This is a genomic window from Novosphingobium soli (assembly GCF_042432915.1).
In the GTDB taxonomy this organism is placed as follows: Bacteria; Pseudomonadota; Alphaproteobacteria; order Sphingomonadales; family Sphingomonadaceae; genus Novosphingobium; species Novosphingobium soli.
In genome coordinates this window covers 420,450-445,286 of record NZ_JBHLWK010000010.1, presented here as the reverse complement: position 1 = coordinate 445,286, position 24,837 = coordinate 420,450, and the positions used below count along the sequence as shown (strand labels likewise).

Sequence of the window (24,837 nt, the reverse complement as noted above, 5' to 3'; positions counted from 1 at the left end):
TCGTAAGGGACCGTTCCCGGGCTTGCGCCTGGCCCCGGGAAGGAGACGAGATGGGAAGGCAGGACATCGACGCGCTGATGATCGACGGCCGCAACGCCGCGAACCTCAGGGGCGATCCGATCACGGGCGATCGCTACACCTCGCCGGAGTTCATGAAGCGCGAATGGGACCACATGTGGACCCGCATCTGGCACGTGGCCGGACGCACCGCGGAGCTGGAGGAGCCGGGCGACTACGTCGTGCACGATTTCATGAACGAGTCGGTGTTCTGCGTGAAGCAGGAGGACGGGTCGATCAAGGCGTTCTACAACGCCTGCCGTCACCGCGGGCAACGGCTGGTGTGGGACGCCAGCTCGCAGGACAGCTTCCAGTGCCCCTACCACGGCTGGGTCTGGGGCAAGGACGGCGTGCTGGAGAAGGCGCAGGACCCGGAGGACTTTCCCCAGGGCAACCCCTGCGGCAAGCTGAAGCTCAAGGAGCTGCGCTGCGCCACCTGGGGCGGCTTCGTGTGGTACACGATGGACGACGCCGCGCCCGAGCTGCTCGATTATCTCGCGCCGATGCCGGACCTGTACCGCAACTATCCGATGGACACCGCGGTGCGCGTGTTCTGGATGAAGATCGACCTCGACACCAACTGGAAGTTCGCCACCGACAACTTCTCCGAGAGCTACCACACCCGCACCGCGCATCCGCAGGTGCCGCCGTGGATCGATCAGGACGTCGACACCGCCCGGCACGAGATGTGGCCGAACGGGCATGGCCGCACGGTGCAGCCGATGCGCCCCTCGCTGTCCGACCGCCTGCCCGAAGGCGTCGATCATCCCTTCGACGCGATCCTGCGCCAGTGGGACATCGACCCGGATGCCTACCCGGACTTCGAGACCAAGGCGATGCAGGGCTGGCTCGACCTCAAGGCCGCCAAGAAGCGCCTGTGGAAGGAGCGCGGCTACGTCCACTACGAGCACATGGACGACGAGGAGATCACCGACAGCCCGCACACGGTGATCTTCCCCAACGTCACCATCAGCTTCCTGCCCGACAACCTCGTCTTCTTCCGCACCGAGCCGCACCCCACGGACCCGAACAAGTGCACCTTCGACCTGTGGTGCATGGCGTTCCCGGTGGAAGGGCAGACGGTGGTGGAATCGGTCATGGCCGGCCCCCAGCCGCTGCGCGAGGCGGAGATGCAGCACCGCGCCTTCGACAACGGCCGCGGGGTGCCCGAGATCAGGGACCAGATCGTCTACCAGGACATGCTCCTCGCCGAAGGGCAGCAGAAGGGCATGCACTCGCGCGGGTACGAGGATGCCTACCTCGCCGCGCAGGAGACGCGGGTGCGCTTCTTCCACGAGGTGCTGAACGACTACCTGGAAGGGCGGCGCTAGCCGGCCTCCGGCCTCAAGGCACGCCCCGATCCGAACACACCACGCTCCCGGGCCCGGCCCGGGACGACGCCGCGTCGCGTCCGAGACCATCATAACGACAAAAGTTGGGAGAACGACCATGAAGACCTGGCTCCATGCAAGCTCGCGCCTCGCGCTGGGCGCGGCCGCGCTGATCGCGCCGCACGCCGTCCTCGCGCAGGAGGCGCCCGATGACGTGCAGCAGTCCGGCGGCATCCAGGAGATCGTCGTCACCGCGCAGAAGCGGGCGGAGAACCTGCAGGACGTGCCGATCTCGATCACCGCGGTCGGCGGCGAGGCGCTGGCCGCCACGCAGGGCACCTCGCTCCAGGCGCTGCAGGGCCAGATCCCCAACGTCCAGATCGACAACTTCGCCAACACCCCGCAGAGCGCCGTCTTCACCGTGCGCGGCATCGGCGTGATCGAGCCCGATCCCTATGCCGGCAACACCGTGTCGATCGTGGTCGACGGGGTGCCGCAGTTCTTCTCGATGGGCGCGCTGCTCGACCTCTACGACGTCGACCGCATCGAGGTGCTGCGCGGGCCGCAGGGCACACTGTTCGGCGCCAACACCACCGGCGGCGTCATCAACGTCGTCACCGCCCAGCCCACCGGCGAGTTCGGCGGCCACGTGAAGGGCGTCTACGGCAACTACAACCGCTTCGACCTGACCGGCGCGATCGAGGCGCCGCTGGTGGCAGACACGCTCTCGCTCAAGGTCGCGGGGATCCACACCCAGCGCAAGGGCTGGGTGACCAACGTCGTCGATGGCTCGGACATGGGCAGCAAGAACATCGACGCGGTGCGCGCCTACTTGCGCTTCACCCCAGCCGGCAACTTCGACGCGACGCTGCGAGGCGAATACGTCAACGTGCGCAACGGATCGCCGATCATCATCAACGGCGCGCGCCCGGGCGAGGCGCTCTACGTGGCGCCGGGCACGGCGGGGCCGGGCACCGGAGGCATGTACGTCAGCCCCTGCGCGGCGAACGGCCAGTCCGGCATGTGCGTGGCGCCCGACAAGTTCTACGGCGCCAACAATTCGGTGCCCGACAGCTCCAAGATGGACACCTACTCCGGCACGCTGACGATGAACCTGACCGACACCGCGCTGGGCGACTGGACCGCGATCACCGGCTACAAGAAGTTCACGCTGCGCGAATTCACCGACCAGGACGGCACGCCGCTGTTCCTGAACGATACCTACCGCCGCACCGAAGGCTGGCAGTTCAGCCAGGAGCTGCGCACCAACATCGAGGTCAGCGACACGCTGAACATGCTGGTCGGCGCGTTCTACCTCAAGGACCACTACGACCACATCCAGGCCTACCGCCTGCAGTTCGCCGCTCCCGGCCTGCTGCAGACCAACCTGCAGGACCAGGACAACTACTCGATCTCCGGATTCGCGCAGGCCTACTGGCAGGCCACCGACCGCCTCAAGCTGCAGGCCGGCATCCGCTATACGCACGAGAAGACCGAATCGACGCCCAGCCTCACCAACAGCATCGGCGACCCGGCGGGCTCGAACTACACGGGCGAAGGCAACCTGGTGGTCTCCAGCTTCACCGTCGGCGGCGAGAAGAGCTGGAACAACGTGGGCTGGAAGCTGGGGGCGGACTACGAGATCGCCAACGACACGCTGCTCTACGCAAGCTGGGCGCGCGGCTTCAAGTCGGGCGGCTTCACCGCGCGCGTCGGCGTGCCCGCGGACGGCGACACCCCCTACGATCCGGAAAAGGTCGATACCTTCGAGGCGGGCATCAAGGCCGACCTGCTCGACCGCCGGCTGCGCATCAACCTCGCCGCGTTCTACACCAACTACCGCGACATGCAGGTGGCGCAGATCTACTTCGACACCGACACCGCGACCCAGGGCAACCGCATTCTCAATGCCGGCAAGTCCGAGATCAAGGGCTTCGAGCTGGAGACCACCGCGGTGCCGGTGGACGGCATGACCCTGCGCGCGTCGCTCGCCTACCTCGACGCCAAGTACAAGGACTTCCCCTATACCGACCCGCTTTCGGGCGAGGTCATCAACCTCGAGGGCTATCGCCTGCAGAACGCGCCCAAGTGGAACGCCAGCTTCGGCGCCAACTTCGTGATCCCGCTGGGCCACGGCGCCGACCTGGTCAGCGACGTGAGCTACACCTACACCAGCTCCAAGTACTACACCGCGATCCTCGACACGCCGCGATCGAAGATCCAGCCGACGCACCTGGTCGACGCCTCGCTGACCTACAAGCCGGAGGCGGCAGCCTGGTCGGTGGGGCTCTGGGCCACCAACCTCCTGGACTCGCGCTATCTCTCGACCGTGTACGACAGCCCCGGCTACGCCGGGCTCGCCGGCTACGCCCCGCCGCGCCAGTGGGGCGGCTCGGTGAGCTTCGAGTTCTGATCCCGCAGGCACGACAGGAGAGAACATGAACCGCGTATCCGGCAAGGTCGCCCTCATCACCGGCGGGGCCTCGGGCCTGGGTGCCGCCGACGCCAGGCTGCTCGCAGCCGAAGGCGCCAAAGTCGTCGTCACCGACCTCCAGGCCGACCTCGGCCGCGCGGTGGCGGCCTCCATCCCCGATGCTCTGTTCCTGGAGCACGACGTGCGCGACGAAGCCCAGTGGCGCGACGTCGTGGCCCGCACCATGGAGCGCTTCGGCCGGCTCGACGTGCTGGTCAACAACGCGGGCCTGGTGCGCTTCGGCGATGTCGAGAGGTGCGAGCTCGAGGTGTTCCGCCTGCAGCTCCAGGTCATGGTGGAAGGCTGCTTCCTGGGCTGCAAGAGCGCCCTGCCCTTCATGACCAAGGGCGGCGGAGGCTCGATCGTCAACGTGGCCTCGGTGGCCGCGCTCAAGGGCATCAGCGCGATCCCCGCCTACAGCGCGGCCAAGGCGGGGATCATCGCCCTTACCCGCAGCGTGGCGGTGCATTGCCAGGAACAGGGCTACGGCATCCGCGTGAACGCGATCGCTCCGGGCGCGCACGATACGCCGATGACCCGCCAGGCGCTCGACCAGCTGCCGCAGGACCACGCCGGGCTCGACCAGGTCAACGCCCATGGCCAGGGCCGGCCGGAGGACGTCGCGAACCTCGTCCTGTTCCTCGCCTCCGAGGAATCACGGCAGATCACCGGCACGCACATCGTCATCGACAACGGGGAGACGGTGGGATGACCATCGCCGATCTCGCCTCGATCCAGGCGATCTCCAACGTGCTGGCCCAGCACAGCCGCGGCGTCGACCGGGCCGACGAGGGCCTGCTCGCAAGCTGCTATCACGACGACGCCACGGTCGATTACCGCTTCTACGCCGGCCCCGCGGCGCAGATCGCCGCCATCCTCGCCGGCGCGCAGAAGGCCCAGCCGGTGACGCTGCACCGCACGGCGCAGATGAGCATCGCTCTGGACGGGGATCGTGCCACGTCCGAAAGCTACGTCATGGCCTATGCCTCGGGCGCGGACGAGACCGGCGCGGCGTTCCAGCGGCTGATCTGCGGCCGCTATCTCGACCGGCACGAGCGGCGCGGCGGCGCCTGGCGGCTGACGCATCGGTCGTACGTGCTCGACACCAATCTCAACTGGCCGGGGGCCTTCGCCGCCCCTGCGCTGGGGCCGCTCGCCGGCCACGTTCCGACCGGCGGGCACGGCCCGGCCGACGCCGGCCTTGCCCTGCTTGCGCTCGCGAAGGCGCACCACGCTCACTCGAACGAAGGTCCAGGAGGCCAGACAGCCATGACTCACGACGCCGCCGCCGTCGACGCGGTGATCTCGCGCCAGCAGATCGCCGATCTCACCATGGCCTATTGCCGCGGTGTCGACCGCGCCGACGCCGGCCTGCTCGCGGGCGTGTTCCACGAGGACAGCACGATCGTCAGCGGCGCCTTCAACGGCCGTGGCCAGGATTTCGCCGAAGCCATCTGCGCACTGGTGGAGGAGACCTTCGCCCAGACCTTCCATTCGATCGCCAACCAGTGGATCGAAGTCGAGGGCGACGGGGCCATCGGCGAAACCTACGTCATCGCCGTCTCCACCAGCCGCAGCGAGGACGGCGCGGCGACCGACACGCTCACCGGCGGACGCTACGTCGATCGCTTCGCGCGCCGCGACGGGCGCTGGGGCATCGCCGAGCGGACCTTCGTGCTCGACTGGAGCCGCAGCGAACCCAGCACCCGCGACATGCACGGCGGCCTCTACGGGGCGCTCGACCTGCACGGATCACGCGGCAAGGGCGACCCGGTCTACGGCTTGCTCTCCTGACGCGGGGGCGTTCAGCCGACCTTGGGCCGCTCCGGCGACCAGGGCAGCAGGAGGAACAGCAGCGCCCCCACCGCGATGCAGGCGGAGACGCCGTAGAGATAGGGCGAGAAACTGTCGGTGAGCGCGAGCGTCCGGCTGATCGCCAGCGCTCCGATCGCCGAGGCGAGGAAGCTGACCGTGTAGACCAGCCCGAGCGTGGTGTTGTAGATCCGCAAGGAGAAGTAGCGCGCGACGAGGTAGGAGATCAGGTCGCTTTCCGCGCCCACGGCAAGACCCACCAGGAACATGGCGGTGCCGATCACCGCCACCGTGTCGAGGTCGGTCCCCAGCACGAAGAAGCCGAAGGCGGGCAGCACCATCGACAGGCTGGTGACCAGCGGCGTGGCGAAGCGGTCGAGCGCCAGCCCGCAGGCGATGCGGCCCACCACGGTGCCGGCGGCGTAGACGGTGACGATGTTCGCCGCGGTCTGCGCCGAGATGCGGTTGTCCACCAGCATCAGGTTCATCTGCGAGGCATGCAGCGGGGTCTGCAGCAGGCACAGGAACATGGCGACGAAGATCGTCCAGAACACGCGGCTGGACAGGATCGTGCGATAGTCCTGCCGGGCGGGGCGGTGGAGTTCCGCGGTGGCGGGCAGGTCCGGCAGGTTGGCGCCAGGCGCCGCCTCCTCGCCGGCGCCGGTGCCGCGCGGGATCAGCCAGATCGCCACCAGCCCGGCCCCCAGCGCGAGCGCGCCCAGCGCCACATAGGCGCTGCGCCAGCCGATCGCCTCGATCCACCAGTTGGTCATTGGCACCAGCGCCATCGCCAGCAGCGCCGGCACGCAGTTGACGATGGTCAGCGCCAGGCCCGTCGCCTTCTCGAAGTTCTCGGCGATGAGGCGGGTATAGACGAGCGTGCTGGTCAGGCTGCCCACCGCCAGCGTCGCCGTCGATGCCGCCAGGAACCACGCGAAGCTGCCGTTCTGCGTGGCGTAGCCGATGAAGCAGAGCGGGATCAGCAGCGTGCCGGCCAGCGCGACCTTGCGCACGCCGAGCCGGTCGGTGAAGCGGCCGATGAAGGGCAGGACGAAGATCGTCGTCAGCATCGTCAGGCCGACGAGCGCGAACTGCGCGCGCGACCAGCCGAACGCGCGCACCAGGTGCGGCGCGAACGCGCTGTTGGTATAGGCGAAGAGCGGCAGGCTGGTGCCCGAACCCAGGCTGGCGGCGACGAGCGGCCGCAGGTTGCGGCGCAGTTCGCCGATGTAGCTTGACGCCATTGTGCTCTCCCAGTGCCCGGCGGTTGTCCCTCAAGGTCCGTGCGTTGTCGAACCGGCCGGGCGATATCGTGCGGTCGCGTCGACAAGCACCCGTGTGGATCGGGGGCCGGTCAGCCCAGGGTCGCGGCGAAGCCGATCCGCCCGGCCCGCTCCTCCTCTTGGAGCGAGACGAGGTCCAGCTGGAACACCATGTCCTCCATCGGCGTCTGCACGCGCGGGTTGCCCGTCCAGAACACCACGCGGCAGGTGCGCCGCGCGATCCGCCAGCCTTGCGCGGTGCGCTCCCAGGCATCGTCGTAGTAGCCGGTGCCGTCCCACACCGGCGGGTCACCCGCCGCGTGCCGGACCAGGCGCCAGCTGCCGTAGGTGTGCGAGGCGGCGCGGCCCCCCTCCACCCGGACGAGGTGATTGGTCATGACGTGCTGGGTGGCGTCGAACAGTTCGTGGAACGCGCCGAAATCGGCCTTGAAGCGCTCCCGCCCGGTCCAGCTGGAGGTGGGTCCGTAGTCCGCCGCGACCTCGGGGGTGAAGATCCGGTCGAACAGGTCCCAGCGGCGGGTGTCCATCGCGAAGCCGTAGAGGTTCAGCAGGTCGACGATGTCCTCGCGGTCGGCCACGGCGTTTCCCTTCAGCGCGGCAGCGAGACGGTGGCGGTGCCCTTGAGGATCGTCGGGCCTTCCTGCGTGGTCATGCGCGTCTCCACCGTGACCACCGGCATGCCGAACTCGCTGGTCTCGCGCTTGTCGACCACGGTGGCGTCCACGTAGGTCACGTCGCCCTCGAAGGCGGGGCTGCGGAACTGGGTCTTGGAGTGCCAGACGTAGCCGTCGTGCCCGGCCCAGTAGGCCACCGTGTCGAGATGCCAGGCGTTCATCGACGAGCCGTAGCCATAGACCCCGCCCATGCCCACCTTCTCGCCCTTCTCGGCGTTGATGTGGCCGGAGCTGGGGCCGTGAAACAGCCCGTCGCCGTGGCGCGGGTCGATCTTGCGGGCCTCGAAGTCGTAGGTCATGTCGTCGGCGAAGCCGGCATCCTCGGTCGCGGGGTCGTAGACGCCCTCCGGCACGTTCCAGCGCCAGGTGCCCCAGATGTTCTGCTTGTGCGCGCGGCACTCGAGCGCGAAGGTCACGCGGCTGTGCGGACCGATCACGCGGCGCGGCAGCGCATCGCCGACGCTGACCGCGTCCCAGCGCGGCGACACGCCCGAGCGGCTCGACTTGATCCACTCCAGCCGCACCCGCGCCACCTCCTCCAGTTCGGAGCGGGACCAGAGCTTGGGCGGCACGTTGCCCTTGTCATAGACCTTGCGCTTGGCCGCCTCCTCGACGAGGTAGCGGATCGAGGTCGCCCGCTCCTTGGCCACCAGCGCACCGTGCTGGTTGCGGTGGACCGTGTCGCCATCGGCGAACATCGTCGGCCCGGCGAATCCGGTCTCCGCGATCTTGTAGCCCGCGAAGCTGCGCTCCTGCGTCAGCTTGTCGCCCGGGCGGACGGGGGTGCCGTAGAACCACCATTCCTCCCCCGCGAAGATCAGGTGCGAGCCCGGGATCTTGCCCACGCACGAGGGATGGCAGCCGTGGCCATAGTCCATCGCCACGGTGAAGCTCTGCGGCGCGACGATGCCGCCGAACTTGCTGGCGCGGGCGAACTGCTCGTCCCAGTGGAGCGGGTTGGCGTAGTCCATTGCCTGGACCCAGCGGCGGATGTCGGTCGCGTTGCAGGGGTCCCAGAACTCGGCGAAGATGACCGGCTTGCCGATCCACTTGTCGACATCGCTGGTGTCCAGGGTCACGTCGCCTTCCGCCATCGCTCTCTTCCCGCCCGTTCGTATCGGCTGCTGTCTCGCCGCTTCATCCAAGGCGCGCTCGCCCGGAGGCGCAAGGCCATCGGCAGCGCGTGCAAGCGCGATTGCCGATGCGGACCAGTGGCCCTGCCGCGCCGCGTCCGCGGGCCCGCCGGAGCGATACTTGCAGCAGGTTAGCATCCGCGTTTCGACATCGGTCCGGCGACTGCGCTAGCGAAGCCGACGAGACGATTCGAGCCTGACCGGGGGAGACACAAGCCAATGAAGATCGACAACACCCTTGCCGCCGTGGTCACCGGGGGCGCCTCGGGCCTCGGCCGCGCCAGCGCCCGGGCCCTCGCCGACGCCGGCGTCAAGGTGGCCATCTTCGACATCAGCGAGGAAGCCGGCGAAGCCTTCGCGGCGGAGATCGGCGGCGTCTTCTGCAACGTCGACATCACCAGCGAGGACAGCGTCGAGGCCGGCTTCGCCAAGGCGCGCGCGGCCCATGGGCAGGAGCGCATCGTGGTCCACTGCGCAGTGGTGGCGGGCGGCGGCAAGACGGTCTCGTTCGACAAGAAGACCGGCGCCTACAAGCGCACGCCGACCGAGCAGATCGCCAAGTCGGCCGAGGGCATCTTCACCGCCTCGTACCGCGTCGCCTCGATCGCGGCGCTGGGCATGGCCAATGCCGACCCGCTCAACGACGACGGCGAGCGCGGCACGATCATCCTGACCTCCTCCGCCGCGGCACAGGACGGCCAGATCGGCCAGGTCGCCTATGGCGGCGGCAAGGGCGCGGTGAACGCGATGGTCCTGCCGATGGCCCGCGACCTCATGGACCTGGGCGTGCGCGTCAACGCGATCATGCCCGGCACCTTCGCCACCCCGCCGATGCTGCGGGTGAAGGAGCATGCGCCCGAGGTGTTCGAGGGGCTGGGCAAGGCCGTGCCCTTCCCCCGCCGCCTCGGCAATCCGGAAGAGTTCGGCTCGCTGGTGATGGAACTGGTGCGCAACACCTACTTCAACGGACAGTGCATCCGCCTCGACGGTGCCATCCGCATGCCGCCCAAGTAGGCCGGCGCGAAAACCGGAGAGAAGGGCCGCATTGCGCGGCCCTTTTTTCTTGCGCTCAGCCGGGCGAAGGCAGCGGGCGGCTGTCGTACTGGAGATAGCTCAGGCGCGTCTCGGCGATGCGCCAGGCGCCATCGGGGCAGCGCACGTAGCGCTCGTGATAGTGGCCGTAGCCGGTGTGGCCGACCTCCCCGACCGCCGCCTGCCGGTCCTGCGCCATCTCGACGCGGTCGTTCATCGCCCAGACCACGCGGGCACTGGCGCCATCCGGCTCGAGCGCGATCTCCGGGTTGTGGACCTGGTGCGCCGTCCGGGCCTGCTCGATCGCGCCGCGGACGTAGGCCACCGCCGCATCGCGCCCTTCGACGCGCAGACCGCCGGCGGGCGAGGTGTCCAGCACCAGGTCCTCGACGAAGCAATCGGCCCAGCCCTGCCAGTCCTTGGTGTCCATCAGCCGGCAGTAGCGCGCCTTGGTCTCGCAGATGGCGAGCCAGTCCGGGAACGCGATGGTCATGCCCTTCTCCCTCCTTTTGCGGCTCCGCCCGGGAGCTCAGGTGATCGTGAAGCCGCCGTCCACCGCGAGCACCTGGTTGGTGACGCGCGCTGCCATCGGGGTGGCGAAGTAGAGGACGGCCGAGGCGATGTCGCGCGGCGTACAGGTGCCAAGCGGCGGCTTGCGGTTGCCCGGCCCGATCGGCGGCGGCCCTTCCGCGCCGATCGCGCCCGGGGTCCCGACGCCGCCGGGAAGCACGGTGTTGACGGTGATGCCATGCTCCGCCAGCTCGAACGCCGCGGAGGTCGTAAGCGCGGCGATGGCGCCCTTGCTGGCGGTGTAGGCGGCAAGGCCCTGGACGAACTGTCCCACCAGCCCCGAAGAGGCGCAGTTGACGATGCGCCCCCCGGCCCCGGCGGCGATCATGGCGCGCGCCACTTCGCGGATCATCAGGAACGGCGCGCGGGCGTTGACGGCGTGGATGCGCTCCCAGTGGGCGAGGGTGCCGTCCAGGAGCATCTCGCGGTGCTGCAGCCCGGCGTTGTTGACGAGCAGCCAGGGCGACCCATGGCGCTCCACCACGCGGGCGCAGGCGGCGACGATCGCAGCTTCGTCGGTCAGGTCGACGGGCACGTGGCCGATGGCCGCGCCCTGCGCGATGCGGGCCTGCGCGCCGGCTTCGTCGCGATCAGCGATGACCACTCGCGCCCCGGCTTCGGTCAGCACTTCGCAGATGCCGGCGCCGATCCCGCTGGCGCCGCCGGTGACGAGCGCCAGGCGGCCCGCCAGGTCGAATGCTCCGGCCATGTTCCTCTCCCGTGTCCGACGGATCACGGGAGAGGGATCGCCCGCGTCAGTTCTGGGCGACCGGCAGCCAGACGGCGCTGGCCGAGTCGCCGCCCCAGTGTATCGTCTCGGTCGCCTTCACATAGTCGGAAGGCTTCGCCTCCATGATGGATGGCACCCAGCTCTGCGGATTGCGGTCGTAGAGCGGGAACAGGCTGGACTGCACCTGCACCATGATCTTGTGCCCCGGCAGGAACACGTGGTCGACGTTGGGCAGCGCCCACTTGAAGTCGTAGACCTTGCCCGGCTCCAGCGGCTGCGGCGTGGAGAAGCCGTGGACGTAGCGGCCGCGGAAGATCTCGATGCCGACGCCCAGCTGGTAGCCGGCCATCGCCGGGTCGGCCGTGTTCTCCTGCGGGTACACATCGATCAGCTTGACCACGAAGTCGCTGTCGCGTCCCGTGGTGGCGGCGCGCAGATCCACCTTGGGCGCGCCCTTGATGTGGACCGCCTTGTCGAGCACGCCCGTCTGGTAGCTCAGCACGTCGGTGCGACCGTCGGCGAAGCGCTGGTCCTGCACAAGCCAGGTCTTCCACTCCTCGCCCTTCATGTGGATCGGACGCGGCAGCATCGGCACCGGCTTGGCCGGGTCGGACACGTAGCTGTCCGTCCCTGCGGTCCCCTTGGTCCACGACAGCGTCGCGTTAGCACCGAGATAGAGCGGGGTGTAGGCGCCGGCGGGCCACTGCTGCGACACCTCCCAGCGGTTCGCGCCGGTGGCGTACGTCAGCACCGGCGGCGTGTCGCAGGCGGGTGCATCGGTCTTGAGATGGCAGTCGAGGAACGGCTTCATGTACCGCGTGCGAAACTGCAGCCCGGTGTCGCCCTCCCACTTGAGCGGGCCGAGCTGGCGCGCGTCGTAGTTCACCTGGGAGTGGCGCCAGGGGCCGATCACCAGACTGACCATGTCGCTGGGCGTGCCGTTCGCCTTGAGCGCCTGGTACACCGCGGGGGCGCCGTAGCTGTCCTCCTGGTCCCACTGCCCGACCACCAGCATGGTCGGCACCGTCAGCTTGCGGGCGCCGAGCAGCTTGTCCACCGCCTGGCCCTGCCACCATGCGTCGTAGGAGGGATGCTCCAGCACCTTGCGCACCACCGGCAGGTCGAGCAGCCCATAAGTCCGGGCGTAGTCCATTGCCGAGCCGCCTTCGAGATAGGCGGTGTAGTCGTCGCCCACGGCGCCACGCGGCACGTCGCCGCCGCCTTCCTTCACGGTCTGGCCCAGGTCGTAGTCGAAGCCGAAGGTGCGGAAGGCGCCGTTGTGGAACCAGTCGTCGCCCATCCAGCCGTCCACCATCGGGCTCTGCGGCACGGCGGCCTTGAGCGCCGGGTGCGGGTCGACCAGCGCCATCAGCGAGGTGAAGCCGAGATACGACGAGCCGGTGATGCCGACCTTGCCGTTGCTCTCCTTCACGTTCTTCACCAGCCAGTCGATGGTGTCGTAGGCGTCGGTGGCGTGGTCCACCTTGGTCTTGTTGAGCGGTCCGCGCAGGGGCCGGTTCATGACGTAGTCGCCTTCCGACCCGTCGAGCCCGCGCACGTCCTGGTAGACGCGGATGTAGCCGTCGTTGACGAACTCGGCGTCGGCGACGGGCAGGATTTCCTCGATCTTCTGGCTGCGGTTGCGGGTGGTCATCTTGTCCGCATTGTAGGGCGTGCGGCTGAGCAGGATCGGGGCGTCCTTCGCGCCCTTGCGGTAGACGATGACGGTGTAGAGCTTCTTGCCATCGCGCATCGGCACCATCACCACGCGCCGGACGTAGTCGGCCTGGGGGCGCACCCAGTCGTAGGTCTTCACCTGCTCGTTGAGCATGGTGTCGGTGAGAGCGGAGCGATCCTGCGCGGAGAGATGCGAGGCAGCCAGAGCGAGCGCCGCGACCGCGGCGGCATAGCGGAAATGCTTTGTCATGGACCGCATTGCTGCAGCGACGAGGCGTTGTCGTCAAGCGGTGCGCCGCGACAGAAGCGAGACAGCGGGGTTGGGACGATCGGGGCCGGAAGCGGTTCTCCCCCGGCCCCGCGGGGTTCTCGGCGAGAGAGGGCCCGTCCTATCTCCGCTCAGCCTGAGCCGGTCGAAGGTGCCGCAGGCGAGGCGCAAGGCCCCCATGCTTCGACAATCTCAGAATGAGCGGTTTGGTTGGAATGGGTGCGGTCTGTTCCGACCTGCTGTCAGGCCGCGCATTGCCCACCCCCGCTCAGCCTGAGCCTGTCGAAGGCCCCGCAGGCGAGGCGCAAGGGCCCCCATGCTGCGACAAGCTCAGCATCAGCGGAGGAGGCTGGACCTGCCGGCATCAAGCCGCCTGCTTCTGCCCCTGCGTCGCTTCGAGGTTCAGCAGGTCCGCCATCTCGAACGCCAGCTCGATCGACTGGGCGCCGTTGAGGCGGGGGTCGCAGTGCGTGTGGTAGCGGTCGGCGAGCGCCTCGTCGGTGATGGCAATGGCGCCGCCGGTGCATTCGGTGACGTCCTGGCCGGTCATCTCGACGTGGATGCCGCCCGCGTGGGTGCCTTCGGCGCGGTGGACCGCGAAGAAGCCGCGCACTTCGGACAGGATGCGGTCGAACGGACGTGTCTTGAAGCCGCTCTCGGACTTGATGACGTTGCCGTGCATGGGGTCGCACGACCACACCACCGGATGGCCCTCGCGCTTCACCGCGCGCACGAGCTTGGGCAGGCCGGCTTCCACCTTGTCGTGGCCGAAGCGGCTGATGAGGGTCATGCGGCCCGCCTCGCGCGCGGGGTTCAGCGTGTCGAGCATGCGCAGCAGCGCATCGGGCTCGAGGCTGGGCCCGCACTTCATGCCGATCGGGTTGCCGACGCCGCGCAGGAACTCGACGTGGGCCGAGCCGTCGAACCGGGTGCGGTCGCCGATCCACAGCATGTGCGCGGAGCAATCGTACCAGTCACCGGTCAGCGAATCGCGGCGGGTCAGCGCCTGCTCGTAGGGCAGCAGCAGCGCTTCGTGGCTGGTGTAGAAGTCGGTGCCCTGCAGCTGCGGGACCGAGGTGGGATCGACGCCGCAGGCGGCCATGAAGTCCAGCGCCTCGCCGATCCGGTCGGCCATCTGCGCGAACTTCTCGCCCCAGGGGCTGCGGCCGATATGGTCCATCGTCCACTGGTGGACCTGGCGCAGGTTGGCGTAGCCGCCGTGCGCGAAGGCGCGCAGCAGGTTCAGCGTCGCGGAGGACTGCGTGTAGGCGCGCAGCATGCGCTCGGGATCGTTGCGCCGCGCCTCGGCGGTGCCTTCGATGCCGTTGATGATGTCGCCGAAGTAGCTGGGCATCTCCACGCCGCCGACGCTCTCGGTGGGCGCCGAGCGCGGCTTGGCGAACTGCCCGGCCATGCGGCCCAGCTTCACCACCGGCTGCTTGCTGGCGAAGGTGAGCACCACCGCCATCTGCAGCAGCACGCGGAAGGTGTCACGGATGTTGTCGGCGCTGAATTCCGCGAAGCTTTCGGCGCAGTCGCCGCCCTGGAGCAGGAAACCGCGGCCGGCCGCGACTTCGGCCAGCTCGGCCTTCAGGGCCCGGGCCTCACCCGCAAAGACGAGCGGCGGAAACTTCGCAAGGGTGGCCTCGACCTCGCCCAGCTTCGCCTCGTCGCCATAGACCGGCAGGTGGCGCGCCTCATGCGTCTTCCAGCTCTCCGGTGTCCAGTTGCTCGCCACGTGTCGTACTCCCGATGCCCGCCGCACCATGCGAAGGCCTGCCGCTTCGATGCGGACAAGGGGCGGCCCATAGCCGCTGCGAGCAATATTTGCAAAGCCGGGTTTGGCGATCAGCGCGATCGGTTGCGCGGATCGCCGCCGTTCCGGACCCCAGCCCGGAACGGCGCGAGGATCACTTCGCGGCGATCTGCGATTCCTTGCCCTCCGGCATGACTTCCAGGCGCCACGAGTTGTCGCGACCGAGGTAGCGCGCGGCCAGCGCCTGCATCGCCTGCGGGGTGGTCACGGTGTAGTCGCTCAGCACCGTCCGCACCGTGCCGATGCGCGAGGGATCGCTGGTGGCGCCTTCCAGCTGGCTCATGAAGAACGAAGTGCTGGAGGCGGCACGGGTCACCTGCTGGCGCAGCGGCTCGGTGACGAGCGCGAGCTCGTCGGCCGAAGGCGGGTTGGCGATGAGATCCTGCGCGATCTCGTCGGCGGTCTGGAAGAACACCGGCACCGACTTGGGATCGAGCTGCGCCATTGCCGTGATCGAGCCGCCGGCCGACAGGTCCACCGGCCAGGTCGAGTAGACGTAGGGCGCGTAGGACACGCCCAGCTTCTCGCGCACCGCGTTCATCAAGCGGTTGGTGAAGAGCTGCGTCAGGATCTCCAGCTGCCGCGATTCGCGGATGCCCATGGTGCCGCCGCCGGTCGGCCACGAGATCACCGCCGCGGCCTGGTCGGGGTCGCCGTGGTGGACGAGCGTGATCGGCTTGTCGGACGGGCGCGGCACCTCGATCTTCGCGAGCGCCGCGCTGGAAGGCGCCGGCGCGCGCGCCTTGAGCGCACCGAAGGTCTTCTCCAGCGCCGCGATGGCTGCCGTCTTGTCGAAGTCGCCGAAGATCTGCACCTCGACCGGTCCCTGCGTGAGCGTCTTGCTCCACACCCGCTTGAAGCCCTCGGGCGTGGTCGCCTCGATCTGCTCGGGCGTGGGCGTGCCGAAGCGGGCATCCTGCCCGCGCTGGTAGTACTGCAGGTCGCGGTTGAGCACGCCCTGCGGCGAGGTCGCGAAGGTGGCGTACTGGATCTTGGCCGCCGCCTTGGCGCGCAGGAACGGGTTCACGTCCCAGCGCGGCAGGTCGAGCTTGGCGGCGAAGAGGTAGAGCTGGTCGGCCAGGTCCTGCGGGCGCGTCTCGGCCGAGAGCTCGAACGCGGCGTCCTGCACCTCGAAGTTGAAGCCCATCTTGCGCCCCGTCGAGATGCGGTCGAGATCGTCCTGCCCGAGCGTGGCGAGACCGGAGCCGACCAGCGCATACTGGCCCAGCGTGATGTAGGCCGCGTCCTTCGGGTCGATCGAGCGATAGCCGCCGCCGAACCGCGTCTTCACCATCACCCGGCCGGGCTCCTCGGCCACCGGCCAGAGCAGGACCTTGACGCCGTTGGCGAACGTCAGCTGCTCGATCTCCAGCAGCCCGGTCGGCGCGTCGGAGGTCGCCTTCTGCGGTGCGCCGATAGCCGGGAGCGTGTCGAAGGAGACGGGGGCGAGCGCCCGGCGCACGCTGGCGTCGGCCTTGACCGGCTCGGCCAGCGCGAGCTGCAGTTCGCGGTCGGTCGCCACGTCCGGCTTCTGCACGGTGAACAGCGCGCGGGTCACGGTGCCGGTGAAGAGCTGGCGCGTGTGGCGGAGCACCGCGTCCGGCGTGAACAGCGGCTTCGATTCCTGGAAGATGCGCAGCACGTCGTTGGGCGCTGCCACCGTCTCGCGGATGTCGAGCGCGTTGACGAGGTCGTCGGCGATCTTGGAGCCGGGGAGGATGCGCTGCTGCTCGACCGGCACCTGGAACGCGACTTCCATCTCCGCCACTTCGCGGTCGATCTCGGCCTGGGTGGGCGCGCGGGTCAGGGCATCGGCGATCACCCCGCGCACGTCGCGCAGCGCCGCCTCCCAGTCCTCCCCGAGCGGCGTGACCGAGACGAAGGTGGCGTCGGCCGAGCGCGAGACGTCGTCCTGATTGACCGAGGCCGAGAGGAAGCTGCCACCGGCACGGGCCTTCGACTCGAGGCGACGGTTGATGATCGCCTGCGCCAGCGCGTCGGTCATCAGCCCCTGGTTGTAGGCGATGTTGTCGGTCACCTGCCGCCAGGGACGCAGCACCGCGTACATCAGCGAAGGCGGCAGGTCGGGCTCGACCAGCACGCGCGTCTCGCCCACGGGATTGGCCGGGTCGGCGCCGGCGGGCGCCTGGGGCTCCCCGAAGCTGGGCGCGTTCGCCTTCTTGCCCTTCGCCGTCCAGTCGGCGAACCACTTCTGGACGTAGGATTCCAGCATGGCCGGGTCGACGTCGCCGGCGACGATCACCGCCACGTTGTCGGGACGGTACCAGCGCGAGTAGAACGCGCGGACGCTGGCGGGGGTGGCGGCGGTGAGCGATTCCACGGTACCGATCGGCTCGCGGTTCGCGAGCGGCTGCCCGGCGTAGAGCACCTTCTGCATGGCGTCCTGCACGCGCTTGGAGGCGCCGCCGCGCTCGCGCATCTCGGCCAGCACGATCGGCAGATCCTGCTTGAGGTTGGAGGCCGAGAGCGTCGGCGCCGCGACCATGCCCGAGAGCAGCTTGAACGTCTCGTCCAGCGAGGCGGGCGTCGCGTTGGGAAGGTCGAGCTTGAACACCGTCTGCGTCGTCGAGGTGACGGCATTGGTATCGCTGCCGAAGGTCGCGCCCAGCCGCTGGAACGCGGCGATGGCAGTGCCTTCGGCGAGGTACTTCGACTGGCGGAACAGCATGTGCTCCAGCAGGTGGGCATAGCCGCGCTCGGCGTCAGTCTCATAGAGCGAGCCGGCGTCCACGCGGATGCGGATCGATACCTGGCCGGGAGGCACGCCGTTCTTGCGCACCGCGTACTTGAGGCCGTTCTTCAGCTCGCCGAAATGCCATTCCGGATCGCGCGGGATGTCGCTGCCGCGGTAGAGCCAGGGATCCTGCGCGCCCGCCACTGCGGCGTCCGCGGCAGGAGCGGCCTCCTGGGCCAGCAACGGCGGAATGGGGGCCTGGGCAAGGAGGAGCAGGCAGGCGAGCGAGCGAGCGGCGCGCGGAGAGGATGTCATCGCCGCTGGTATAGGGGCGCGGTTCCTTAAGGGCCAGTGAATACCGCTGTCATGCGATCTATGTGCAGTACTTGGGGGACAACATGATGCCCTTGCACTTGACCCCCCGGCGTCTTCACCTAAATCGCCAGGACCATGTATATCGAAACCGAAGCCACGCCCAATCCCGCGACGCTCAAGTTCCTGCCCGGCCGGCGGGTCATGGCCGCGGGTACGCGCGAATTCACCTCGCCCGAGGACGCGGTGGCATCGCCGCTGGCTGAAGCGCTGTTCGACCTCGGCGACGTGACCGGCGTGTTCCTGGGCTCGGACTTCGTGTCGGTGACTGCCGCGCCCGGCGTCGAATGGGCCACGCTTCGCCCGCAAGTGGTGTCGATCCTGCTCGATCACTTCGTTTCGGAAGCCCCGCTCTTCATCGGCGGCGACGCCAGCGGCATCGCCGTGCCGGCCGAGGACGAGGACTATGGGGACGATCCGGCGGACGCCGACATCGTCGAGCAGATCAAGGACCTGATCGAGAGCCGCGTGCGACCGGCGGTCGCCAACGATGGCGGCGACATCATCTACCGCGGCTTCCGCGAAGGCGTGGTCTATCTCTCGATGCAGGGCGCCTGCTCCGGGTGCCCCTCGTCCACCGCCACGCTCAAGCACGGCATCGAAAGCCTGCTCAAGCACTACGTCCCCGAAGTCAGCGAAGTGCGCGCGGCCTGAGTCCGGCCGTGGACGAGCGGCGCGGACGAGACGCGTGACCGACACGCTGGTCATCGACAGCGCCACCGACGCCTGCTCGGTGGCGCTCTTCGCATCGCAGAGGCTCGTCGCCGGCGAATACCGCATGCTCGGGCGCGGCCACGCCGAGGCGCTGGTGCCGATGATCGCGGCGCTTCCGGGTCGCGGCCGTGCCGATCGCATCGCGGTGGCACTGGGGCCCGGCAGCTTCACCGGCGTCCGCGTCGGCCTCGCGGCCGCGCGCGCGCTGGCGCTCGCCTGGGGCGCCGAACTCGTGGGCTATCCCACTCTGGCGCTGGTCGCGGCGATGGCGCGCAGCGAGGCCGGGCCGCAGGATCTGGGCGTGGCGATGACGGGCGGGCACGGCGAGTGGTTCGCGCAAGGTTTCGCAGCGGACGGCGCCACGCTGCGGCCGCTGGCCTCGCTGCGCCCGGACGCGGCGGCGGCGCAGACCCGGGAAGACCTCGTCGCCGGCAACCAGGCCGAGGCGCTGGTCGCGGCTCGCGGCCATGGCCGGGCGCTGCCACTCTGGCCCGACGCGCGCGCCTTCCTCCAGCTGCCCGCCGAAGCGCTGCTGGCGGACACCCGCCCGCTCTATGGCCGCGCGCCCGATGCCCGGCTCCCGGCCGCGCGGGCATGATGGACGACATCGACCGCATCATGGCCGTGATGGCATCGGCGTTCGACCCCCTCTACGGGGAGGCGTGGAACCGGCGGCAGGTCGAAGATGCGCTCAAGTTCGGCAATTGCCACTATCGCCTCCTCGACGCCCAGGGCGCCGAATGCGGGGAGGATGCCGAGGCGGTCGGCTTCTTCCTTTCGCGCGCCGGGTTCGAGGAGGAGGAACTTCTGCTGCTTGCGGTCGATCCACGCGCGCGCTGCCGCGGCGTGGGCGCAACCCTGCTCGATCATCTCCGCCGGGACGCCGCAAGTCGGGGCGCCCGTCGTCTTCTTCTGGAAATGAGAAGAGGCAATCCCGCTGAAAGCCTTTATCGCAACTTCGGGTTCTATCCCATTGGCGAGAGGCGCGAATATTACCGCACGCCTGCGGGAAACCGGCTGGACGCCATCACCTTTGCCTGCGACGTTTCTTAATCTTCATAAAGAATTACGAAGTTTCGGCACATAGAAAACAAAAATAAGTGAAACTGACTTTGAAACGTCTTGCACTTGTGTGTGGAATGGTTCAATGGGCATTCCAGCAAGCCTTCAACAGCCTGTTACCCCCCAACCAGAATGGTCGCACTAAGGAATAAGAAGAATGGATACTATCCAGCCCGACATGAACGAGACGTTGATCACGCTGACGTCGGACATCGTCGCTGCTCATGTCAGCAACAACAGCGTGAGCGTGGAAGATCTGCCCACGCTCATCACCAACGTCTACGGCGCCCTCTCCGGCCTGGGCGGCACGCCCGCGGTTGAGGAAGAGAAGCCCGAACCGGCGGTCTCGGTGCGCGCCTCGGTGAAGCCGGACTACATCGTCTGCCTCGAGGACGGCAAGAAGCTCAAGATGCTCAAGCGCCACCTCATGACCCACTACAACATGACCCCGGAAGAGTATCGCGCGCGCTGGAACCTGCCCGCCGACTACCCGATGGTCGCTCCCAACTATGCCGAGAAGCGTCGCGAGCTCGCGAAGAAGATCGGCCTGGGCCGCAAGTCCGACGTGCGTCGCGGCCGCAAGCCCAAGACTCCGGCTGCCGCCTGAGGGCGCCCGCGGCCGCACCGGCTCAGGCCCTCCGAAGCATCCGCAGCAAGTCCGAAAAAGCACAGCATTTTTCGGGGACAAAGATGCTGACGACGCCCGCGAGCGTGTGACAGGCCGCGCGCTGCGGTTGTGAATGAAGGCGCACCGCCCTATCTAGGCGGTGCGCCTTTTTCATCATCTACAGGTCAATCGTGAACCAGCCCATCGACATCGAGGCGCTCTGCGCCGAACGCGGTCTCCGCATCACCGAGCAGCGCCGGGTGATCGCCAAGGTGCTCTCGGAGAGCACCGACCATCCCGACGTCGAGAAGCTGCACGAGCGTGCGACTGCGATCGACCCTGGCATCTCGATCGCCACGGTCTACCGCACCGTGCGCCTGTTCGAGGAAGCCGGCATCCTCGACCGCCACGACTTCGGCGATGGCCGCGCTCGCTACGAGGCCGCGCCCGAGGCGCACCACGACCACATGATTGACGTCGAGAGCGGCCAGGTGATCGAGTTCGTCGACCCCGAGCTCGAGGCGCTCCAGCGCCAGATCGCGGAGCGGCTGGGTTTCCGCCTCGTCGATCACCGCATGGAACTGTTCGGCGTCAAGCTCGAGCGCGACGACGGCGACACCGCCGCTCGCAGGTGAGCGCCGGGAGCGGACGCCGCATCCCGCCGTGGGGCTGGCTGCTCGTCGCGGTACGGCTCGTGGCGATGCTCGTCACGCTGGCACTCCACCTTGCCCTCTACTACCTCCTGGCGCCCTTCACGCGGCACAACCCGGTGCCCCGCTGGTTCCTGCGGGCCATCGGGCACGTCGCCGGGCTGGAGGTGCGCACGCAGGGCTCGCGCCCGGCGCCGGGCACGTTCATCCTCGCCAACCACGTCAGCTGGCTCGACATTCCGGCGCTGGCCAGCACGGCGGGCAGCGCCTTCGTGGCGCATGACGGGCTGGCCCGCATCGCTCCGCTGCGCTGGCTCTGCCGGCTCAACCGCACCGTCTTCATCGCCCGGCACGAGCGCCGCAGCGTCGCCGCGCAGGTCGGGCAGGTGCGCGCCGCGCTGGGCGATGCGGGCGTGCTGACGATCTTCCCGGAAGGCACCACCTCCGACGGGACGGCGCGGCTGGCGTTCAAGTCCTCGCTGCTGTCGGCATTGGAAGGGCTCGACGACGTTCCCGTCCAGCCCGTCCGGCTCGATTACGGGCGCGATACGCGCGCGATCGCCTGGGTCGGCGAGGAACCGGGGCTGGACAATGCCCTGCGCATTCTCGCGCGGTGGCGCCCAATCAGGCTGACCGTCCGCTTCCTGCCGCCCCTCACTCCGGCCGAACGCAGCGACCGCAAGCGGATGGCCGCCGCCGCGCAGGCCGCGATCGAGCGGGCCGGCGCCTGACTGCGATCAGCGGGTGGCGTTGTAGGCGAGCTGCTGCTCGTTCAGCTGGAAGCCGACCAGCACTTCGAACGAAGCGCGGGCGACGGCGGCCCGGACCTCCGGATCCGCCAGCGGGTCGACCGCCGCGTCGGTGTCGCCCGCCTTGCGCTTGCGGGTGATCCGCTCGCGGATCTCGGACGGAAGCGTGGCGGCGGCGCGGTCGATGAAGGTATTGGCAGTGGCGGTGGCCTGCGCGCGCGGCTGGCCGTCCGCGAAGCTGAGCGTGACGGTGCCCACGCGCTTGCTGATGACGGCGCTGCCGCCCTGGAGCACGCTCACGAAATAGGGCACGGTGACCTGCCGCGCGCCCGCGGTGTCGCTGCGGCGCGCCTGGACCTGGAACGTGACGGCGGCGGTGACCTTCTCGCCCGTCTCCTCGTTGCACTGGCTGCGCACGTTGGTCATCGCCGCCACCACGTCGATGTTGGGTGCGGTGCGATCGCCCGGGGTGCGGAAGGTCGTGATGTCGCCGGTGTATTCGGGAATGCCCACTGCCGGGCAACGGCTGCGCACGGCGGTGATGCCCACGCCCTGGTCGACCACGATCTCACCGCGCGTCTTGCAGCCGCCGAGCGCGCTCACGGCGGCGGCGGAGCACAGGACGGTGGCGGTCAGGCGGCGTGCATTCATCGTGACTTCCTCGGATGGCGTGCGCTTGCCCTAGCGATGCAAGCGGCAAAGCGCTAGAGGGCCGATCATGAACGCGCCCTTTCCGTCCACGGCAGCCACCGCCGCCGAGCAGCCGCTGCGTCTCCTGATCGCCGCACCCCGTGGTTTCTGCGCCGGCGTCGACCGCGCCATCGAGATCGTGGAGCGCGCGATCGACATCTACGGCGCGCCGGTCTACGTGCGGCACGAGATCGTGCACAACAAGTTCGTGGTCGACAACCTGAAGGCCAAGGGGGCGGTCTTCGTCGAGGAGCTGGACGAGGTGCCGGACGGCGTGCCGGTGATCTTCAGCGCCCATGGCGTGCCCAAGGCGGTGCCCGCCGCGGCGACTGCGCGCGGGCTGGAGTGGCTCGACGCCACCTGCCCGCTCGTGAGCAAGGTGCATCGCCAGGCCGAGCGCCAGATCGAGGCGGGGCGCCACATCCTGTTCATCGGGCATGCCGGCCATCCCGAGGTGATCGGCACCTTCGGCCAGGTCCCCGAAGGCAACATGACCCTGGTGGAGACCGTGGCCGACGTCGCCACGCTCGATGTCCCGGCCGATGCGGACCTGTGCTATCTGTCGCAGACGACCCTGTCGGTGGACGACACCGCGGCGATCATCGAGGCAATCCAGGCGCGCTTCCCGCAAGTGGTCGGGCCCAAGGCCGAGGACATCTGCTACGCCACCTCGAACCGCCAGGCCGCCGTCAAGCAGATCGCGCCGCAGTGCGAGCTGGTGCTGGTGATCGGCTCGCCCAAGAGCTCCAACTCGCTGCGCCTGGTGGAGGTCGCCCAGCGCGAAGGGGTTCCCGCGCAGATGATCCAGCGCGCCGACGACATCGACCCGCAGTGGCTGCAAGGCCTCGCCACGGTGGGCCTCACCGCGGGCGCCTCCGCGCCGGAGGAGCTGGTCAACGAGGTCATCGCCCGCATCAAGGGCCTGCGCGAGGTGGCCTCGGAGGAGATCGTGACCACCGTCGAGCACATGACCTTCAAGCTGCCCCGCCAGCTGGCACGCTGACGGCATGGCGGTCTATACACGGCTCGGTGCCGAGGAGATGGCGGGCATCATCGCCGCCTTCGGCGTGGGCACGCTGGTCTCGGCCAAGGGCATCGCGGAGGGCGTCTCCAACAGCAACTGGCTGATCGAGACGCAGGCGGACGACGGGGCTGCGCGCCGCTTCATCCTCACCGTCTACGAGAGCCGGACCGAGATCGCGGACCTGCCCTTCTTCCTCGACCTGCTCGATCACCTGGCCGCGCGCGGCGCGCCGGTGCCGCGCACGATGCACGATCGCGAGGGCGCCAGCCACCGCCTGCACCGCACCCCGGAGGGCGACAAGGCGCTCGCGCTGATCGAGTTCCTGCCCGGTGTCTCGGTGTCCCAGCCGACCCCGGGACAGGCGCGCGCGGTGGGTGGCGCGCTGGCGCAGATCCACCTCGCCGCGGCGGACTTCCCGGGCTCGCGCGCCAACTCGCTGGCGCTGCCCGCCTGGCAGCAGCTCCTGCGCGACTGCGGGCGCGATGGCCTGGAGTCGATCCACCCCGATCTCGGCCGCCTCGTCGAGCGCGAGCTCGCGTTGCTGGCGCAAGGCTGGCCAGAGGACCTGCCGCGCGGCGTCATCCACGCCGACCTGTTTCCCGACAACGTCCTGATGCTGGGCGACAGGGTGACCGGCCTGATCGACTTCTACTTCGCCTGCACCGACCTTTTCGCCTACGACGTGGCGGTGACGCACGCCGCCTGGTGCTTCACGCCCGACGGCACGCAGTTCCTGCCCGCGCTGTCCGAGGCGCTGCTGCAGGGTTACCTGGCGGTGCGCCCCCTGGAGGCGACCGAGCAGGCGGCGCTGCCGCTGCTGGCGCGCGGGGCGGCGGTGCGCTTCCTGTCCACTCGCGCCTACGACTGGCTCAACACGCCCGCGGACGCGCTGGTCACGCCCAAGGACCCGATGGCCTTTGCCCGGCGGTTGGAATTCTACGCCGATCCGGCCCATGCGGGGATATTCGCATGAAGAAGGTCGATGTCTTCACCGACGGCGCCTGCAAGGGCAACCCGGGTCCGGGCGGCTGGGGCGTGCTGCTGCGCATGGGCGTGCACGAAAAGGAGATGTCCGGCGGAGAGCCGAACACCACCAACAACCGCATGGAGATGACCGCCGCGATCAAGGCGCTCGAAGCGCTCACCGAGCCTTGCGACGTGACGCTTCACACCGACAGCAAGTACGTCATCGACGGCATCACCAAGTGGGTGCACGGCTGGAAGAAGAAGGGCTGGGTCAACGCCAGCAAGCAGCCGGTGCGCAATGCCGACCTGTGGCACGACCTGATCGAAGCCGCCGGTCGTCACAAGGTGCAATGGGAATGGGTGCGCGGCCACAGCGGCCACGTCGAGAACGAGCGCGTCGACAAGCTCGCCAGCGACGCGGCCAAGGCCGCGGCCTGAAGCGGGCGCGGCGA

Annotated in this window: 23 protein-coding genes; 14 read left to right on the top strand and 9 right to left on the bottom strand. The window is 68.9% G+C overall.

Annotation, left to right across the window (positions count from 1 at the left end):
- The first annotated feature begins 50 nt into the window (after positions 1-50).
- From ACFFJC_RS08655 to ACFFJC_RS08640, 4 genes are all read left to right on the top strand, one after another.
- Positions 51-1,388, top strand: coding sequence for an aromatic ring-hydroxylating oxygenase subunit alpha (locus ACFFJC_RS08655; protein ID WP_379487089.1), 1,338 nt, complete (start codon positions 51-53; stop codon positions 1,386-1,388).
- Between the two features lie 118 nt (positions 1,389-1,506).
- Positions 1,507-3,801, top strand: coding sequence for a TonB-dependent receptor (locus ACFFJC_RS08650; RefSeq protein ID WP_379487088.1), 2,295 nt, complete (start codon positions 1,507-1,509; stop codon positions 3,799-3,801).
- Positions 3,802-3,826: 25 nt separating this feature from the next.
- On the top strand, positions 3,827-4,573 hold the full coding sequence (locus ACFFJC_RS08645; protein WP_379487087.1) for an SDR family oxidoreductase: 747 nt from the start codon (positions 3,827-3,829) through the stop codon (positions 4,571-4,573).
- Complete coding sequence (locus ACFFJC_RS08640) at positions 4,570-5,655, top strand: nuclear transport factor 2 family protein (RefSeq protein ID WP_379487086.1); 1,086 nt, start codon at positions 4,570-4,572, stop codon at positions 5,653-5,655. The genes ACFFJC_RS08645 and ACFFJC_RS08640 overlap by 4 nt, the downstream gene beginning before the upstream one ends.
- An 11-nt stretch (positions 5,656-5,666) precedes the next feature.
- On the opposite strand, the gene ACFFJC_RS08635 is transcribed toward ACFFJC_RS08640, so the two are convergent.
- The 3 genes from ACFFJC_RS08635 to ACFFJC_RS08625 form a co-directional block, all read right to left on the bottom strand.
- Positions 5,667-6,917 carry an MFS transporter gene (locus ACFFJC_RS08635; RefSeq protein WP_379487085.1) on the bottom strand — a complete coding sequence of 417 codons (1,251 nt, stop codon included), beginning with the start codon at positions 6,915-6,917 and terminating at the stop codon, positions 5,667-5,669.
- A gap of 110 nt (positions 6,918-7,027) precedes the next feature.
- Positions 7,028-7,534: a nuclear transport factor 2 family protein gene (locus tag ACFFJC_RS08630; protein ID WP_379487084.1), complete on the bottom strand. Its 507-nt coding sequence runs from the start codon at positions 7,532-7,534 to the stop codon at positions 7,028-7,030.
- Positions 7,535-7,545: 11 nt separating this feature from the next.
- Positions 7,546-8,724, bottom strand: coding sequence for an FAS1-like dehydratase domain-containing protein (locus ACFFJC_RS08625; protein WP_379487083.1), 1,179 nt, complete (start codon positions 8,722-8,724; stop codon positions 7,546-7,548).
- A gap of 258 nt (positions 8,725-8,982) precedes the next feature.
- Here ACFFJC_RS08625 and ACFFJC_RS08620 point away from each other — a divergent pair, with 258 nt between their 5' ends.
- Positions 8,983-9,777 (top strand): SDR family oxidoreductase, encoded by a 795-nt coding sequence (locus tag ACFFJC_RS08620; RefSeq protein WP_379487082.1) that lies wholly within the window; start codon positions 8,983-8,985, stop codon positions 9,775-9,777.
- 55 nt (positions 9,778-9,832) lie between these two features.
- Here ACFFJC_RS08620 and ACFFJC_RS08615 read toward each other — a convergent pair whose 3' ends face one another.
- From ACFFJC_RS08615 to ACFFJC_RS08595, 5 genes are all read right to left on the bottom strand, one after another.
- Positions 9,833-10,288 carry a nuclear transport factor 2 family protein gene (locus tag ACFFJC_RS08615; RefSeq protein WP_379487081.1) on the bottom strand — a complete coding sequence of 152 codons (456 nt, stop codon included), beginning with the start codon at positions 10,286-10,288 and terminating at the stop codon, positions 9,833-9,835.
- Between the two features lie 36 nt (positions 10,289-10,324).
- Complete coding sequence (locus ACFFJC_RS08610; protein WP_379487080.1) at positions 10,325-11,074, bottom strand: SDR family NAD(P)-dependent oxidoreductase; 750 nt, start codon at positions 11,072-11,074, stop codon at positions 10,325-10,327.
- A gap of 46 nt (positions 11,075-11,120) precedes the next feature.
- The gene (locus tag ACFFJC_RS08605) at positions 11,121-13,022 is read right to left on the bottom strand and encodes a CocE/NonD family hydrolase (protein WP_379487079.1); all 1,902 of its coding nucleotides are present in this window, start codon (positions 13,020-13,022) and stop codon (positions 11,121-11,123) included.
- Between the two features lie 382 nt (positions 13,023-13,404).
- Entirely contained in the window at positions 13,405-14,778 is a 1,374-nt protein-coding gene (locus ACFFJC_RS08600) for a class II 3-deoxy-7-phosphoheptulonate synthase (RefSeq protein ID WP_379487078.1), read from the bottom strand.
- A 172-nt stretch (positions 14,779-14,950) separates the two neighbouring features.
- Positions 14,951-17,866, bottom strand: a complete 2,916-nt coding sequence (locus tag ACFFJC_RS08595; RefSeq protein WP_379487077.1) for a M16 family metallopeptidase — start codon at positions 17,864-17,866, stop codon at positions 14,951-14,953.
- A gap of 135 nt (positions 17,867-18,001) precedes the next feature.
- On the opposite strand from ACFFJC_RS08595, the gene ACFFJC_RS08590 reads away from it, so the two are divergent.
- The 6 genes from ACFFJC_RS08590 (at position 18,002) to ACFFJC_RS08565 (ending at position 21,687) form a co-directional block, all read left to right on the top strand.
- A complete protein-coding gene (locus ACFFJC_RS08590) occupies positions 18,002-18,577 on the top strand; it encodes a NifU family protein (RefSeq protein ID WP_379487076.1) in 576 nt (191 codons plus the stop codon).
- Between the two features lie 34 nt (positions 18,578-18,611).
- Positions 18,612-19,235 carry a tRNA (adenosine(37)-N6)-threonylcarbamoyltransferase complex dimerization subunit type 1 TsaB gene (gene tsaB / locus ACFFJC_RS08585; RefSeq protein WP_379487075.1) on the top strand — a complete coding sequence of 208 codons (624 nt, stop codon included), beginning with the start codon at positions 18,612-18,614 and terminating at the stop codon, positions 19,233-19,235.
- Positions 19,232-19,690 (top strand): GNAT family N-acetyltransferase, encoded by a 459-nt coding sequence (locus ACFFJC_RS08580; protein WP_379487074.1) that lies wholly within the window; start codon positions 19,232-19,234, stop codon positions 19,688-19,690. The genes tsaB and ACFFJC_RS08580 overlap by 4 nt, the downstream gene beginning before the upstream one ends.
- A 166-nt stretch (positions 19,691-19,856) precedes the next feature.
- Positions 19,857-20,306 carry a Ros/MucR family transcriptional regulator gene (locus ACFFJC_RS08575; RefSeq protein WP_379487073.1) on the top strand — a complete coding sequence of 150 codons (450 nt, stop codon included), beginning with the start codon at positions 19,857-19,859 and terminating at the stop codon, positions 20,304-20,306.
- Positions 20,307-20,497: 191 nt separating this feature from the next.
- On the top strand, positions 20,498-20,941 hold the full coding sequence (locus ACFFJC_RS08570; protein WP_379487072.1) for a Fur family transcriptional regulator: 444 nt from the start codon (positions 20,498-20,500) through the stop codon (positions 20,939-20,941).
- Positions 20,938-21,687: a lysophospholipid acyltransferase family protein gene (locus tag ACFFJC_RS08565; RefSeq protein ID WP_379487071.1), complete on the top strand. Its 750-nt coding sequence runs from the start codon at positions 20,938-20,940 to the stop codon at positions 21,685-21,687. Before ACFFJC_RS08570 ends, ACFFJC_RS08565 begins: the two co-directional genes overlap by 4 nt.
- A gap of 6 nt (positions 21,688-21,693) precedes the next feature.
- Here the strand turns inward: ACFFJC_RS08565 and ACFFJC_RS08560 are convergent, their stop codons facing one another.
- Positions 21,694-22,356 carry a hypothetical protein gene (locus tag ACFFJC_RS08560; protein ID WP_379487070.1) on the bottom strand — a complete coding sequence of 221 codons (663 nt, stop codon included), beginning with the start codon at positions 22,354-22,356 and terminating at the stop codon, positions 21,694-21,696.
- Between the two features lie 67 nt (positions 22,357-22,423).
- Between ACFFJC_RS08560 and ispH the strand changes: the two genes are divergently transcribed.
- Genes ispH through rnhA form a run of 3 tightly spaced genes read left to right on the top strand, consistent with a single transcriptional unit; the run spans position 22,424 to position 24,823 of the window.
- Entirely contained in the window at positions 22,424-23,398 is a 975-nt protein-coding gene (gene ispH, locus ACFFJC_RS08555) for a 4-hydroxy-3-methylbut-2-enyl diphosphate reductase (protein WP_379487069.1), read from the top strand.
- Between the two features lie 4 nt (positions 23,399-23,402).
- Positions 23,403-24,392 (top strand): homoserine kinase, encoded by a 990-nt coding sequence (gene thrB, locus ACFFJC_RS08550; RefSeq protein ID WP_379487068.1) that lies wholly within the window; start codon positions 23,403-23,405, stop codon positions 24,390-24,392.
- The gene (rnhA, locus tag ACFFJC_RS08545; protein WP_379487067.1) at positions 24,389-24,823 is read left to right on the top strand and encodes a ribonuclease HI; all 435 of its coding nucleotides are present in this window, start codon (positions 24,389-24,391) and stop codon (positions 24,821-24,823) included. Before thrB ends, rnhA begins: the two co-directional genes overlap by 4 nt.
- The last annotated feature ends 14 nt before the right edge of the window (positions 24,824-24,837 follow it).